Origin of the sequence: Mycobacterium sp., from assembly GCF_040509115.1 — a bacterium.
Taxonomy (GTDB): Bacteria; Actinomycetota; Actinomycetes; order Mycobacteriales; family Mycobacteriaceae; genus Mycobacterium.
The window spans coordinates 1-12,849 of the sequence record NZ_JBEVLO010000333.1 but is presented as its reverse complement, the minus strand read 5'-3'; the positions used below and the strand labels follow the sequence as shown (position 1 = coordinate 12,849).

Sequence of the window (12,849 nt, the reverse complement as noted above, 5' to 3'; positions counted from 1 at the left end):
GGCTCGGCGAACGACGACCGCCAGGAGTCCGCCGCCCGCTCGATGGCGTCGACGTCGGCGACCAAGTCGGAGCGATTGCCTGCCCGGTCCCGGATGTCGTTGGCTGCAGTGGCTTCGGCGGTCTGCCCTTCGTAGTACGGAGTGAGGAACTGTGGATCCGCGGAAATGACGTAGCCGCGGATGGCGGTCTCCTGGTCCCGCAGCGCGGCCTGCAGACGGTAGGCCGCCGACCGTGAGGGCTGCACTTCGTCGATCAGCTGATGAGACACCTGGTCGTAGCGGTTCAGCAGTAGTGTCCCCGCGATGGCGCCCGCGAGCACCACGACGCCCACGATGGCCAGCACCAGAGTCTGCCAGCCCGCGACCGTGAGCGGCGAGTTGCTCGTCGGCTCGGTTACCTCGGGGGCCACGCGAGTTTCGGTGGTGGTCAACGCGGTGTCCGCTCGACTCGCACGGCCGCGATGTCATCGGACAGGCCGCCGTGCAACCCCGCGCGCTGCTCGGCTCCGTCGATGAGGGCCTCGACGAAGGCCTCACCCGGCAGGCTCGCATACGACCTGGCCAGATCGAGAAGGCCATCCTCGCCGAGACGTTCGTTGCCGCGCCCAGAATGTCCCTCGAATAGGCCGTCGGTCAACAACAACAGGCCGTGGCCCGCAGGCAATTCGAATTCACTCACGGGCCAGTCGGTGCCGCCGAGGCCGAGGGCGGGTCCAACGGGTGGCTCGAGCCAGTCCACCGATTGCGAACCGTGCACCAGAATCCCGGGATGGCCAGCCCGGACCGCGGTGAAGCTGAGGTCGTCGGGGTGCAGGGCAATGCTGATGACTGTCGCGAAGATGCCCTTGCCTGGTCTCTCGGCGCGCAGGAGCCGCTCGAGCTGCCGCATGCGTTCGCTTCCTCGAAGACCCGCGAATGTCAGTGCCCGCCAGCCGATTCGCAGTGCCACACCGAGCGCGGCCTCGTGCGGTCCGTGACCGGAGACGTCGCCGACCATGACGTGCACGGATCGGTCGGGGGTCTGGACGAAGTCGTAGAAGTCCCCGCCGAGGAGGGCGTTCTCGCGGCTTGGACGGTACCGGGCGATAATGTCGACGCCGGGGTCGTCGAGTAGCAGCGGGGACGGCAGCAGGCCGCGTTCGAGGCGGGCGTTCTCCTCGGCCCTCAGTCGGCTGGAGTGCAGGTCGACGGACGTGATCTCGGCGCGCTTGCGTTCGATCGCGTAGAGCAGTGCGCGCCGGAGCACTTCGGCTTCGACGCGCCCCTTCACCAGATAGTCCTGGGCGCCCGACGCCAGCGCCGAGACGCCGAAGTGCTCGTCGTTGAGTCCGGTCAACACGACGATGGGAATGTTGGGATTCGCCGCGGCGACGTGCTCGAGGGCCGCGATTCCGTTGGCGTCGGGCAGATTCAGATCCAGCAGCACGCAGTCGGGGAGCGTGTGGACCAACGCCCGCTCCGCGTCGGCCATCGAAGGTGCCCACGCCAACTGGATGTCGATGTCCGCGTCGGCGACGAGCTCTTCGACGAGCAACGCGTCGCCGCGATCATCCTCGACCAACAACAGCGTCAACGGTCGATTCCGTCCGCCCATGCCCACGCCCGCCGTCGGATCCGGGCCGTGCAGGGTTTCCATCTCCAAGTACGCCCTTCGAGAGTCGCCAATGCCGCCGCACTGCCCCTGCTCGACAGTCAACCGACAGTACCGGGATGACGTCACCGAACGAGCACCGATGCCCGCGAATCGGCCGGGAATCTCCACGCGATCTCCACGAGGCCTCCAAGTGCCCGCGTCGCGGACATCGGATGCTGAAGGCATCAACCGATCGGGCGAACGAATCGCAGATCACCGACCAAGGAGCCCGGCATGAAGTCGCTCATCACCACCACCGCCACCGTGGGCGCACTCCTGGCAGGCGCGCTCGGCCTCACCGGCGCCGCGGGTGCCTTACCGTCCGTGCCCCCGGCAGGCGAGACCATTCCCGCGGTGCAGTCCGCACCATCGGGCGGCTCGGCGAATCTGCCGCTGACCCTGTGCAAGGGCAGCCCGTTGCGGGGGTTTCCCGTGCTGAACCCGGCAGGCGCGCGGGGGATCGACTGCCTGTTGTGACCCGGCACCGCGTCGCTCAGCCTGCCAGGCCGACCACGGCGTCGTCGACGGTCGCGAACAGCGCGAGGAACTCGTCGAGTTTGGTGAGCTGAATGGGTCGCGCGGTGACGGGTCCGGTCGCCACGACCGCGAACTTGCCCGTCCCGCCGACCCTTTCGTGGGTCTCGGCCAGTATCCGCAGGCCCACCGAGGCCAGGAACGACACCTCCGTGAGGTCCATGATCAGCGCTGTCGGACCCTCATCGAGCAATTCGCCGATCAGGTGCTCCAGTGGGGGCGAGGTGGCCAGGTCGACCACGCCGTCCACGCTGAGGATGATGACCCCGTCCCGACGCTCGACCGAGGTCGAGATCGCATCGGCTGCCGACAACGGCCATCCCTCCCTGTTTGCACGTCGCTGATCGCTTGCACGTCGTCCCTCGCCTCGCGGCGAGACACGATGAGCCTAATGCCCGTGTTCGTCTGTTCGGACATCAAACGAGTTAGCGGCTAACACGTCACCCATCAGGCTAATGTCAAGATCAGTGATCCGCCGAGGGGCGCGGGCGTCAGCGGGAGAGCACATGGCAGACGATCTGGTGACGGACAACTCGGTCGAGGGTCTACTTCCCCAGTTGGTCAAGCACCTGCGATACAACCGGACCGCGCTGCGCGAAGAGTGGGCCCGCCGCATCACCGAGGCGGAACTGCTGACGGCGATGACTCCCGAGGAGTTGTTCTCCGAGGCAACGGCGGTTTACGACAACTACGTCGAGGTACTTGAGACGGGCAGCGTCGAGGCCCTTCAGGCCTACGCGAGAGACCTCTCCGAACGCATCATTCCCCGCGGCGTGGAGACCGACGAGGTGCTCGGCATCGTGCTGCTGCTGCGCGACGTCCTGGCCCGGTCCCTTTTCGAGAAGTACCAGACCGACTTCGACCTGCTCAACCGCGTCCTCGATGCCTACGAGCCCGCGGCCAATCGCATCGCCAACACCGTCGGCGTCAGCTTCGTCCAGGAGCGTGAACGCATCATCCGGCAGCAGCAGGAGGCCATTCGCGAACTGTCGACCCCGGTTTTGCAGGTCCGCGAGCAGCTCCTGATCCTGCCGATCATCGGCGTCCTCGACAGCCCCCGCGCCCGTCAGCTGACCGAGCAGTTGCTTCGCGCGATTCGGGCCAACCGCGCCAAGGTGGTCGTCATCGACATCACCGGCGTGCCGACCATCGACTCCACGGTGGCCAACCATCTGGTCCAGACGGTCGACGCGTCAGGCCTGATGGGCGCCAACGTGATCATCACCGGGCTGTCGTCGGACATCGCGCTGACCCTGGTCACGATCGGTCTCGACCTGTCCAAGATGAACGCCGTCGGCGACCTGCAGGGAGGCATCGAGGAGGCCGAACGCCTCCTCGGCTACGAGGTCACCCGCGCCGGCGAATAGGCCGATCCCGCACAGCTACGGACTCTGATGCCAGTACCCATCCTCAAACAGGGCACCATCCTGATCGCAACGGTCCAGGCCGCCCTGACCGACTCCGACACCGAGCGGCTCCGCCAGGACTTGATGGAACAGGTGAGCCGGTTCCGGGCACACGGCATCATCGTCGACGTCACGGCCATCGACGTCATGGATTCCTATGCGGCGCGGTCCCTTCGCACGATCGCCCACATGACCCGGCTGCGGGGCGCCGACACGGTGATCGTGGGACTGCAGCCCGAGGTGGCCTTCGCGATGGTGCAACTCGGGCTGGTCTTCGATGGCATGCACACCGCGCTCGACCTGGAGGAGGGGCTGGCGCTGCTGAACCCCAAACCGCCCACGCCGAGGAAACCGACGAACGGGCGAGACGGTGCCGACTGACCTCCCGGACCTCGTCGTTGACGTGACGACGTCCGATGACATCGTGACCGCACGCCAAGCGGGTCATCACCTCGCCCGTGAACTCGGCTTCTCCCTGACCGACGTCACCATGATCGCCACGGCGATCTCCGAGATCGCCAGGAACATCACCAGTTACGCCGGCCGCGGCGCCATCCGGGTGAGCGTGCGGGAACGTGAGGGGCGCCGCGCGCTCGTCGTGCGGGCCGACGACGAAGGGCCGGGAATCCTCGACGTCGACCGTGCACTGGAGGAGGGCTACTCGACGGGGCGCGGGCTGGGCCTCGGGCTGCCGGGCGCGCGCAGGCTCATGGATCGGCTCATCGTCGATTCGGTGCCCGGCCGCGGCACCACGATCGAGATGTGGAAGTGGACACCCGACCAGTGACGCGTGAGGTGACGGAGGCGGGCCGGTTCGGGCCCATCGAGTGGGCGGTCGCCGGCCGCCCGATGCCGGGGGAGGACACCTCCGGCGACGAGGCGATCGCCGTCGACCTCGGCGGCCGGGCGGCCCTCTTCGGGGTCATCGACGGTCTGGGCCACGGCCCGGCCGCGGCGTCGGCGGCCCAGCGGGCGGCCCAGGTCATCGCCGGGCAACCCGCGCTGACCCTCCCGGCGTTGGTCGACGCCTGCCACCGCGAACTGGCCGACACCCGCGGCGCCGCAATGACGTTGGCGTGCATCGACTTCGAGCGGGATTCGCTGCAGTGGCTTGGGGTCGGCAACGTCACCGCCGCCCGGGTTTCCCGGGCGGCGAACGGGGTGGCCAACAGTGCGTTCGCCCGGCTCACCAGCGGCATCGTCGGTTTTCGGCTGCCGCCGATCCCGACGCCGGAACCGCTCGAGATGCGGCCCGGCCACCTCCTCGTCGTCGCCAGCGACGGCGTAGCCGACAACCATCTGGACGCCGTCGACTTCGCCGCTTCGGCAAAAGCGATTGCAAATCGCATTCTGGGGGAACACACGCGGGTGATCGATGACGCCCTGGTACTCGTGGCTCGCCACCGAGGCGCCACCTGATGGCAGATGAGGACTTCGGTGAGAGGTACGCAGCAGCCCTGCAGCAGTATCTGAGCGAGGGTGGCGAGGCGAGTCTCGCCTCCGGTCACGAGCTTGGCCGCTGGGCGCTCGCCGACCAACGGAGCATCTTGGAGATCGTCGAAGGACACTTCCGGCTCGTCGAGAAGACGACGGTGGCGACCGATTCGGCCATCCGCACCGCCGCCCTGCAGTTTCTGCTCCAAACACTGGCCACGTTCGACATCGCCACCCGCGGATTCCTGGACGGCACCAAGCGCTACGAACAGCAGCGCGCCCGCGCCGACGACCTCGAGGATCGCGACGCGTTCCGCACCGCCCTGGTGAACTCGCTGCAGGAGGGTTTCTTCGTCGTCGACCGGCGGGGCACGGTCGTCGAGGTCAACGAGGCCTTCGCCGCCATCACCGGCTGCGGGGCCGACGGTCTGCCCTACGAATGGCCCTACCCGTGGCTACTCGACGAGGAGGAGGCGGCGCACCGACTGGACCGTCTCGTCAAGAGCGGCTCCATTCACTCCGAGACGGCGATCAAGCACCGGGACGGCCGCATCACCTGGGTGGTGGTCAGCATCAACTCGGTCACCGCCGACGACGGCGACGAGACCGATGCCTACGTCGGCACGATCCGCGACGTGACCGCCGCGCGGGCATCGGCCGCCCGCGAGAGTGCCGTGTCCCGCCTCGCCACGGCGGTGGGGATCGCGACCAGCGTCGCCGAGGTGCTCGACATCCTCCTCGAAGAAACCCGGGCGGCCATCGACCTGCACCGGGTGGTCGCCGTCATGTGGGCGAAGTCGGGTGCCGATCCAGAGGTGCAGGTCGCTGGTGGCCCCGAGGACGTCGCGCCCGCGACGTGGCGGGACCTCGACCCGTTCCTGCGGGACCAGTTCGTCGAGGCGCGCGGTTGGGCACCGCTGTCGGTGCGAGCCATCGGGACGGCGGGCCCGGCGGGACCCTGGCGGGGGTTGATGACGGTGCTTTCTGGGGCAGGGGACACGGCGCTGTGGTTGGAGCATCGCGAACCGCGCGCCGTCGGCGAGGACGATGGGTTGCTCATCACGGCGCTGGTGGGCCACCTCAGTTTGGCCGTGCAGCACGTCAGGCAATTCGAGGCCGCCAGGGAGGCCTCGCTCACCCTGCAACGCACCATGATGCCTACCACCAAACCGCCCATCGGCTTTGCGGTCCGCTACGAGCCTGCCGTGTCGCCGCTGGAGATCGGCGGGGACTGGTACGACGTCCTGGCGATCGGTGACGACCACATCGGGATCGTCGTCGGGGACTGTGTCGGCAGTGGACTCGCCGCTGCGGCGGTGATGGGGCAGCTCCGCAGTTCGGCCAGGGTGCTGCTGATCAACGGAGTCGCGCCAGCCAAGTTGCTCGAAGAACTGGACTCCGCGGCGACGCTGATCGCTGGCGCGTTCTGCACCACCGTCTTCGTCTGCACCGTCGACACCGACACGGGCGAGATGACTTACAGCAGTGCAGGACACATTCCCGCGTTGCTCGCCGCACCCGGTGCCGCGGCGGAGACGCTGACCGAGGCCACGTCGGTGCCGTTGGCCGTCCAGCGGGCCAACCGCAGGCCGCAGGCGACGACCGTGCTCCCGCCCGGGTCGACCCTGATGCTGTACACCGATGGCCTCGTCGAGCGACGAGAAGACTTGATCGACAACGGAATTCACCGGGTGGGTGAGGTGTTGACCGAGCTGATCTCATCGTCGGCGGAAGCCGTCGCCGACGCCGTGCTGATGCGGCTGGCTCCCGCAGGCGGATTCGACGACGACGTCGCCATCGTCGTCTACCGGCGTCCTCCGGCCCCGCTGCAAATCGAGGTGCTGGCCACGCCGGATCAGCTGAGCGACATCAGGGGTCAGCTCAGCAGATGGCTCACGGCCACGGGCATCCCCGACGTGTTGGCCGCCGACATCGTCCTCGTCGTCAACGAAGCGTGCACCAACAGCATCGAGCACGGCTACCGGCGTACCGACGCCGGCAAGATGTTGGTGCATGCCGAAGCCAAGGGCCGTGGAATCTGCATCCGGGTAACCGATTTCGGCTCGTGGAAGTTGCCGGATGCCAATCCGAGGGTACGAGGGCGTGGCGTGCCACTCATGCGTGCCGTCAGCGGCGACGTCACCCTCGACGGCACGTCGACCGGAACCGTCGTCACCATGAACTTCGAGCTCGGCTGAGACTGGGACTGGGCTGGGACTGAACTGGGACTACGGCGAGGCGTGCTCCGCGTTGGCCAGAAGTCCGATCGGCGAGTCGTCGACGTGATCGAGCAGATCCCGTGGATTGCGATAGGTTGCGGCGGCGCCCTCGTCCGTCAACAGCCTGCGGTCGATGCCGCCGCTCTCCACGCCGATGCACTGGACGCCTGCGCGCGCCGCCGCCTTGACGTCCCAGATCGTGTCGCCCACGAACACGGCCCGCTGCGCAGGAACGTGTGCGCGGTCCAGCGCCACCTCGACGATGTCGGGCTCGGGCTTCGCGGTCTCCACGTCCTCGGACGACGTGATCGCCGAGACGACGTCGTCCCTACCCAGAACCTTGCGCAGCACCTCCAATTCGTCCTCGGGTGCCGAGGTGGCCAGAATGACCTGCAGGCCCATCGCCGCGACGGCGTCGATCAGGTCGAGGGCCCCTGGAAGGGGCTTCAACAAGCCGTTGGTCTCCCGATAGAACCGGGAGTGCAGCTCCTTGACATGGTCGAGCGTGTCCTCTGAAGCGTCCGGGATCAGCGCGGCCAGAAGCGAGGACCCATCCATCCCGATCCCATGGTGGATGCGCCACGCCTCCACCTCAACGCCGCCGTGGTCGAAGGCGCGTTGCCACGCGTGGACGTGGAGGTAGTTGGAGTCGACCAGCGTTCCGTCGATGTCGAACAACACTGCGGGTGCGGACATGCTCCCCGCATTCCCGCGCGGGATGAGTCGAAACGAACACGTCGCCCGGCACGATCCGCCCGCAACGATCCGCCCAGAACGATCAGAAGGTCACTAGCAGCGTGATCGCGGCGACCGCAATGACCGCCCACGCCACCGCCGGAACGATCCATCCATTGCGCCGCTTCGCCGTGACGAACGAGAGGACAACGGCGGCAACCGCAACGACCGGCGTTCCGTACGTGATCAGTCCGAACACGGTCTCCGAAGGGCCGATGCCTGCGCACGCCGCCGGGGTACACGCCGCCGTGCCAAGCACCTGCAGGTAGGCGTATCCAACCACTGCCGCGGCGCCCGGAATGGTCAGCAGGGCCAGCAGCCAGTTGAGTCCCGGCCGTCCGCCGTGACCGCTGGACCGCTCGGAGGCCTGTTCGACGTCGTGGGCCGACTTCGCAGTCATGTCAATACCTGCCTTCGTCAGTGAGCGAATGTGCTTACCGAGAGGGGTTACCCCTGGCTCGTAGTCCAAAACGGTCAAGGGGTTTGACGGACCCGCCCAGCGGTGAACGCGAGGCAACGAGTGCGATGGACACCAGGAAAGGGCAGCACCATGACCAACGACGGCAAGACCTTGGACGGCAAGCGCATCGCGATCCTGGCGACCGACGGCGTCGAGCGACGCGAGTTGGAAGAGCCACGCGCGGCGGTCCGCGACGCAGGCGGTGACGTCGAGCTCCTTTCGTTGCAGTCGGGGACCATCGATGCCCGCGACCACGACCTCGAGCCCGCAGGCGACTTCGCGGTCGACCGGGAGGTCGCCGATGCGACCGTCGGCGAGTTCGACGCTCTGCTGATTCCGGGCGGCACCGTCAACGCCGACAAGCTCCGGCTCGACGAGTCGGCCGTGGCCTTCGTTCGCGAATTCGTGCAGTCGGGCAAGCCCGTCGGGGTCATCTGCCACGCACCCTGGACTCTCGTCGAGGCGGGTGTCGTCTCCGGGCGGACCCTGACGTCGTATCCAAGCCTGCGCACCGACCTGCGCAACGCGGGTGCGACCGTGGTCGACCAGGAGGTGGTCGTCGACGGCAACCTGATCAGCAGCCGTTCGCCCGACGATCTGGACGCGTTCTGTGCAACCGTCGTCGAGCAGTTCGGCAAGTCCTAGCGGGAGGCGTCTCAGGTTTCGGTGCTGAGTCGGCGGGGCACACGCAGGGGGACCATGGCGGTCACAGCAACTCTCCAGGAGGTTATGTCCGTGAAGCGCATGAAGGTGATGACGAGCATCGTGGCGGCGGGCTTGGCGTCTGGGGCACTCCTGACCGGGTGCGGCGCGAAGGCCGAAGGTGGCGACACGGAGTGCAAGGACTACCTGTCGGCGAACGATCAGGACAAGCAGGCTGCCGTATCCAAGATGCTCAAGGACGAGAAGGGGACGGACGCATCTCAATTGGAGATCACCGGTACGAAGCTCTCGGTCCAGACCTTCTGCCAGACGGCAGGTACTGAGAACAGCACCATCAAGGAGGCCCCGCACCTCTAGGTCCGGGCAATCGTTACAACGTGCCGCGAGCAAAGCTGAAAGGACCTGGGTGATGGGCGACGACTCCGCAGCTCCCGTCGATCATGCGCGCACTCCGCGTCACCGTGGCGGCGTGACGACGCTGAACGGGGCCAGGTGTGCGATGGCCCGTCCCCGGTCCGCCGCTCAGCCGGCCACCAGCTAGCGACGCACGGTGACATTCGAGCGGGCGGTGGTGGTCGTCCCGGCCCACGATGAGGCGGCCCATCTCCCACGCTGCGTCAAGGCGATTCTGACCGCGGGGGCGTGCCTGTCGGTGCCGGTGCTGGTCGTCGTGGTGCTGGATGCGTGTACGGACGAAAGCGCTTCCCTGGCAGGACGATTCGGCGACGACGTGCACTTCGTCGAGGTCGACGCGAAGAACGTCGGAGCGACGCGCGCGGCAGGGTTTGCCTACGCGCGTCGACTGAGCGGCTTCGACGAGGTGGGCGCATCCGACGAGTCGCGGATCTGGTACGCCACCACCGACGCGGACAGTCGCGTCGACGCCGACTGGCTGGTGCGCCAGACCGCCGCCGAGGCCGACATGGTTCTCGGCGTCGTCCGGGTGACCAACTGGCGCCACTTCTCCACCGCTGCGGTGCGCCGATACCTGGCCGCCTACCGGGCGAAGTCGCACCGCCGCGGAGGTGGGCATGGCCACGTGCACGGCGCGAACATGGGATTCCGAGCCGAGTCCTATTGGAAGGTCGGCGGATTCGCGACACTGGCCACCGGTGAGGACGTCGATCTGGTTCGGCGCTTCGAGGAACACGGACTCCGGATCCACCGCGACCCGGACTTGTCCGTCGTGACCTCGGCGCGGCAACAGGGCCGGGCACCGCGCGGCTTCGCCGCTCATCTGCGGTCGGTCGGCCGCCGTGGAGGTGCCGCGTGACGGCGGCGCTGGTTCGACGCTGGCTGGAGGCGGGCGAATTGAACCTGCCGTTGCCGGGATCTGGTCGCACGGCGTCGCGGTGGTGGAAACTGGCCGCGCTCACCGAGAACGACGTCGTGGCGGGCCGGCTCGCCGAGGCGCATGCCGACGCCCTGGCAATCCTGGCCGAACTGGATGGGCCGACACCTGCGGCCGGTGAGCTGTGGGGGGTGTGGGCGGCGGAAGCGCCGCAGGCCGTCGTCACCGTTCGCGACGACGGCGCCCTGGCGCTGCTCGACGGCACCAAGGCGTGGTGCTCCGGTGCGGGGATCTGCACCCACGCCCTCGTCACGGCCCGACGTGAGGACAACGGGCGAGGGCTCTACGCCGTCGACCTGAGTCAGCCAGGGGTGACGCCATTGGCGGACGCCTGGCACAACGTCGGCATGCACGACTGTGACACCCGCTCGGTGCGACTCACCGACGCCGTCGGCACCCTCGTCGGACGGCCCGGCGACTACCTCGCCCGCCCCGGCTTCTGGCACGGCGCGATGGGCGTGGCTGCCTGCTGGCTCGGCGGTGCCCGCGGGGTGGCTGCGCCTCTGTACCGCGCCGTGGCCAACGAACACGAGCGCGCCGTGGTCGACGTGCACGCCCAGGCCCACCTCGGCGCCGTCGACGCGGCCCTCGCCGCCGCCGAGGCCATGCTGGTCTCGGCGGCTTGTTACGTCGACGCCGAACCGCACGGCGACCGCGCCGAGCTGATTGCGCGCCGCGTGCGCGCCGTCATCGAGAACGCGGTCGACGAGGCCATCACCCGCACCGGTCGCGCACTCGGCCCCGGCCCGCTGGTTTCCGACGCCGCTCATGCTCAGCGCGTCGCCGACCTCACGGTCTACGTCCGTCAAAGCCACGCCGAGCGGGATCTCGCAGCATTGGGAAAGGCGGCAGCCCGTTGACCATGACGACCTCTGGCAACGGGTGGCGGTTCGCCGCACGCCCGATCGACGAAGGCGGAACCACGGTGGCCGAATGGCGGGCGTGGGGCCGGAAGTTCCCAACTCTCGACCTGACCGACTGCCCCGCGCTGATCGTCGTCGCTCCCCATCCGGACGACGAGACGCTCGGCTTCGGCGCGACGGCGTCGGCGCTCCGGAGGCGCGGCGTCGACGTCACCGTCGTGGCCGTCAGCGACGGGGGTGGGGAAGTCCCCGGGCTGTCCCGGCTGGAACGGACGTGGCTTGAGCGCGACCGCAGGGCCGAACTACGGCGGGCCACCGGCATTCTCGGCCTCGGTGAGCCGATCTGTCTCGGGCTGCCCGACGGGGATCTCTCGGCCCACGAAGACGAGCTGACCGGCATCCTCGCCGACAGGCTGGCGGCGGCGCCGCGGGGCACCTGGTGCGCGACGACGTGGCGTGGGGACGGCCATCCCGACCACGAGGCGGTGGGACGGAGCGCGGCCGCTGCGGTGGACCAGGCGGGGGCCAGGTTGATGGAGTTTCCCCTCTGGATGTGGCACTGGGCGTGGCCCGACGACCCCGACGTGCCGTGGGACCGGATGGCGATGGCGCCGCACGACGCCGCCAGCACCGCACGCAAGCGTCGCGCCACCGGCGCATTCGAGACTCAGTTCACCCCCTTCGAGCCAGGCATGGACGTGGTGCTCCCGCCGTTCGTCCTGCAACGGCTGTTCGCGGTAGGCGAGGCGGTGTTCCTCACGTGAGCCAAGAGCGGCGGCTGTCGGACCAGTACTTCGCCGACATCTACGAGGCCACCAGCGATCCGTGGCGGCTCGGGGAACGCTGGTATGAGGAACGCAAGTACGCAATCACCGTGGCGATGTTGCCGAGCCAGCGCTATCTGCACGCCTTCGAGGCGGGGTGCTCTGTCGGCGTGCTGACCGAGAAGCTCACCGAGCGCTGCGACCACGTCACCTCCATCGACGTCGCGGACGTCGCTCTGCGGGCGACGGGTGACAGGCTTCAAAGCTGCGGACGCCTCGACCGCGCGACGTTGCGAAGGGCGTCGCTGGACGATGCCTGGCCTGCCGGACCGTTCGACCTGGTGGTCCTCTCCGAGGTGGCCTATTACCTGCACGCCGAGACCCTGCGAGAGGTGCTCGATCGCGAGTGTTCTCGGCTGGCCGACGGGGCAACGGTGATCGCGGCGCATTGGCGGCACCGGGTCGACGACTATCCGCTGTCCGGCGACGAGGCGAATGAGCTCATCCTGGCGACCCCGGGTCTGGTCGGGTTGGGACGCTACGTCGACGCCGACGTGGTGATCGACGTGCTGACGAAGGGATCGGCGCAGTCGGTCGCCACGCAGACGGGTGTTCCTGGGGCGCCGGGCTAGCTGCGCGACACCAGCTTGAGGTGGTTGCGCGGCGGCCGAGCCACCGACGCCATCGCTTCTTCCAGGCTGTCGGCGACGGGCAGGCCACCGTCGGGATCGCAGATGTGCAGGACCCTGTCGACTTCGGCGCCCGTGATCACGACCCAGTTGACGTT

General features: G+C 68.3%; 17 protein-coding genes. 12 read left to right on the top strand and 5 right to left on the bottom strand.

The genetic code is table 11. The features are described from left to right. Both ABW137_RS23390 and ABW137_RS23385 read right to left on the bottom strand, forming a co-directional pair. Positions 1-431 (bottom strand): CHASE3 domain-containing protein (locus tag ABW137_RS23390; protein ID WP_526403835.1); only part of this gene is annotated, 431 nt, incomplete at its 3' end. Further along, positions 428-1,594 carry a PP2C family protein-serine/threonine phosphatase gene (locus ABW137_RS23385; RefSeq protein WP_526403839.1) on the bottom strand — a complete coding sequence of 389 codons (1,167 nt, stop codon included), beginning with the start codon at positions 1,592-1,594 and terminating at the stop codon, positions 428-430. The genes ABW137_RS23385 and ABW137_RS23390, both read right to left, overlap by 4 nt. A gap of 273 nt (positions 1,595-1,867) precedes the next feature. On the opposite strand from ABW137_RS23385, the gene ABW137_RS23380 reads away from it, so the two are divergent. Further along, on the top strand, positions 1,868-2,110 hold the full coding sequence (locus ABW137_RS23380) for a hypothetical protein (protein WP_526403834.1): 243 nt from the start codon (positions 1,868-1,870) through the stop codon (positions 2,108-2,110). A 16-nt stretch (positions 2,111-2,126) separates the two neighbouring features. Here ABW137_RS23380 and ABW137_RS23375 read toward each other — a convergent pair whose 3' ends face one another. Next, the gene (locus ABW137_RS23375) at positions 2,127-2,480 is read right to left on the bottom strand and encodes an STAS domain-containing protein (RefSeq protein ID WP_526403833.1); all 354 of its coding nucleotides are present in this window, start codon (positions 2,478-2,480) and stop codon (positions 2,127-2,129) included. 193 nt (positions 2,481-2,673) lie between these two features. Between ABW137_RS23375 and ABW137_RS23370 the strand changes: the two genes are divergently transcribed. Genes ABW137_RS23370 through ABW137_RS23350 form a run of 5 tightly spaced genes read left to right on the top strand, consistent with a single transcriptional unit; the run spans position 2,674 to position 7,205 of the window. Beyond that, positions 2,674-3,534: an STAS domain-containing protein gene (locus ABW137_RS23370; protein ID WP_526403832.1), complete on the top strand. Its 861-nt coding sequence runs from the start codon at positions 2,674-2,676 to the stop codon at positions 3,532-3,534. Between the two features lie 27 nt (positions 3,535-3,561). Continuing rightward, positions 3,562-3,954, top strand: a complete 393-nt coding sequence (locus tag ABW137_RS23365) for an STAS domain-containing protein (RefSeq protein WP_526403831.1) — start codon at positions 3,562-3,564, stop codon at positions 3,952-3,954. Next, on the top strand, positions 3,944-4,360 hold the full coding sequence (locus ABW137_RS23360) for an anti-sigma regulatory factor (RefSeq protein ID WP_526403830.1): 417 nt from the start codon (positions 3,944-3,946) through the stop codon (positions 4,358-4,360). Before ABW137_RS23365 ends, ABW137_RS23360 begins: the two co-directional genes overlap by 11 nt. A gap of 8 nt (positions 4,361-4,368) precedes the next feature. Beyond that, entirely contained in the window at positions 4,369-4,992 is a 624-nt protein-coding gene (locus ABW137_RS23355; protein WP_526403838.1) for a SpoIIE family protein phosphatase, read from the top strand. Next, positions 4,989-7,205 carry a SpoIIE family protein phosphatase gene (locus tag ABW137_RS23350; RefSeq protein ID WP_526403837.1) on the top strand — a complete coding sequence of 739 codons (2,217 nt, stop codon included), beginning with the start codon at positions 4,989-4,991 and terminating at the stop codon, positions 7,203-7,205. The genes ABW137_RS23355 and ABW137_RS23350 overlap by 4 nt, the downstream gene beginning before the upstream one ends. 30 nt (positions 7,206-7,235) lie before the next feature. Here the strand turns inward: ABW137_RS23350 and ABW137_RS23345 are convergent, their stop codons facing one another. Both ABW137_RS23345 and ABW137_RS23340 read right to left on the bottom strand, forming a co-directional pair. Further along, entirely contained in the window at positions 7,236-7,922 is a 687-nt protein-coding gene (locus ABW137_RS23345) for an HAD family hydrolase (RefSeq protein WP_526403829.1), read from the bottom strand. Positions 7,923-8,004: 82 nt separating this feature from the next. Next, positions 8,005-8,361 carry a hypothetical protein gene (locus tag ABW137_RS23340; protein WP_526403828.1) on the bottom strand — a complete coding sequence of 119 codons (357 nt, stop codon included), beginning with the start codon at positions 8,359-8,361 and terminating at the stop codon, positions 8,005-8,007. 150 nt (positions 8,362-8,511) lie between these two features. On the opposite strand from ABW137_RS23340, the gene ABW137_RS23335 reads away from it, so the two are divergent. The 6 genes from ABW137_RS23335 to ABW137_RS23310 all read left to right on the top strand — a co-directional run bounded on the left by ABW137_RS23335 (position 8,512) and on the right by ABW137_RS23310 (position 12,694). Next, positions 8,512-9,066, top strand: a complete 555-nt coding sequence (locus ABW137_RS23335) for a type 1 glutamine amidotransferase domain-containing protein (protein WP_526403827.1) — start codon at positions 8,512-8,514, stop codon at positions 9,064-9,066. Positions 9,067-9,165: 99 nt separating this feature from the next. Beyond that, entirely contained in the window at positions 9,166-9,441 is a 276-nt protein-coding gene (locus ABW137_RS23330) for a hypothetical protein (RefSeq protein WP_526403836.1), read from the top strand. 193 nt (positions 9,442-9,634) lie between these two features. Continuing rightward, the gene (locus tag ABW137_RS23325) at positions 9,635-10,357 is read left to right on the top strand and encodes a glycosyltransferase family 2 protein (RefSeq protein WP_526403826.1); all 723 of its coding nucleotides are present in this window, start codon (positions 9,635-9,637) and stop codon (positions 10,355-10,357) included. Then, positions 10,354-11,295 (top strand): acyl-CoA dehydrogenase family protein, encoded by a 942-nt coding sequence (locus ABW137_RS23320; RefSeq protein ID WP_526403825.1) that lies wholly within the window; start codon positions 10,354-10,356, stop codon positions 11,293-11,295. The genes ABW137_RS23325 and ABW137_RS23320 overlap by 4 nt, the downstream gene beginning before the upstream one ends. Continuing rightward, entirely contained in the window at positions 11,292-12,062 is a 771-nt protein-coding gene (locus ABW137_RS23315; RefSeq protein WP_526403824.1) for a PIG-L deacetylase family protein, read from the top strand. Before ABW137_RS23320 ends, ABW137_RS23315 begins: the two co-directional genes overlap by 4 nt. Next, positions 12,059-12,694, top strand: a complete 636-nt coding sequence (locus ABW137_RS23310; RefSeq protein WP_526403823.1) for an SAM-dependent methyltransferase — start codon at positions 12,059-12,061, stop codon at positions 12,692-12,694. The genes ABW137_RS23315 and ABW137_RS23310 overlap by 4 nt, the downstream gene beginning before the upstream one ends. Positions 12,695-12,849: the final 155 nt, after the last annotated feature.

Excerpts from the sequence above, each read along its gene's own strand:
- ABW137_RS23385 (WP_526403839.1), bottom strand. The coding sequence starts at position 1,594 with ATGGGCGGACGGAATCGACCGTTGACGCTGTTGTTGGTCGAGGATGAT.
- ABW137_RS23380 (WP_526403834.1), top strand. The coding sequence starts at position 1,868 with ATGAAGTCGCTCATCACCACCACCGCCACCGTGGGCGCACTCCTGGCA.
- ABW137_RS23370 (WP_526403832.1), top strand. The coding sequence starts at position 2,674 with ATGGCAGACGATCTGGTGACGGACAACTCGGTCGAGGGTCTACTTCCC.
- ABW137_RS23365 (WP_526403831.1), top strand. The coding sequence starts at position 3,562 with ATGCCAGTACCCATCCTCAAACAGGGCACCATCCTGATCGCAACGGTC.
- ABW137_RS23345 (WP_526403829.1), bottom strand. The coding sequence starts at position 7,922 with ATGTCCGCACCCGCAGTGTTGTTCGACATCGACGGAACGCTGGTCGAC.
- ABW137_RS23340 (WP_526403828.1), bottom strand. The coding sequence starts at position 8,361 with ATGACTGCGAAGTCGGCCCACGACGTCGAACAGGCCTCCGAGCGGTCC.
- ABW137_RS23335 (WP_526403827.1), top strand. The coding sequence starts at position 8,512 with ATGACCAACGACGGCAAGACCTTGGACGGCAAGCGCATCGCGATCCTG.
- ABW137_RS23330 (WP_526403836.1), top strand. The coding sequence starts at position 9,166 with ATGAAGGTGATGACGAGCATCGTGGCGGCGGGCTTGGCGTCTGGGGCA.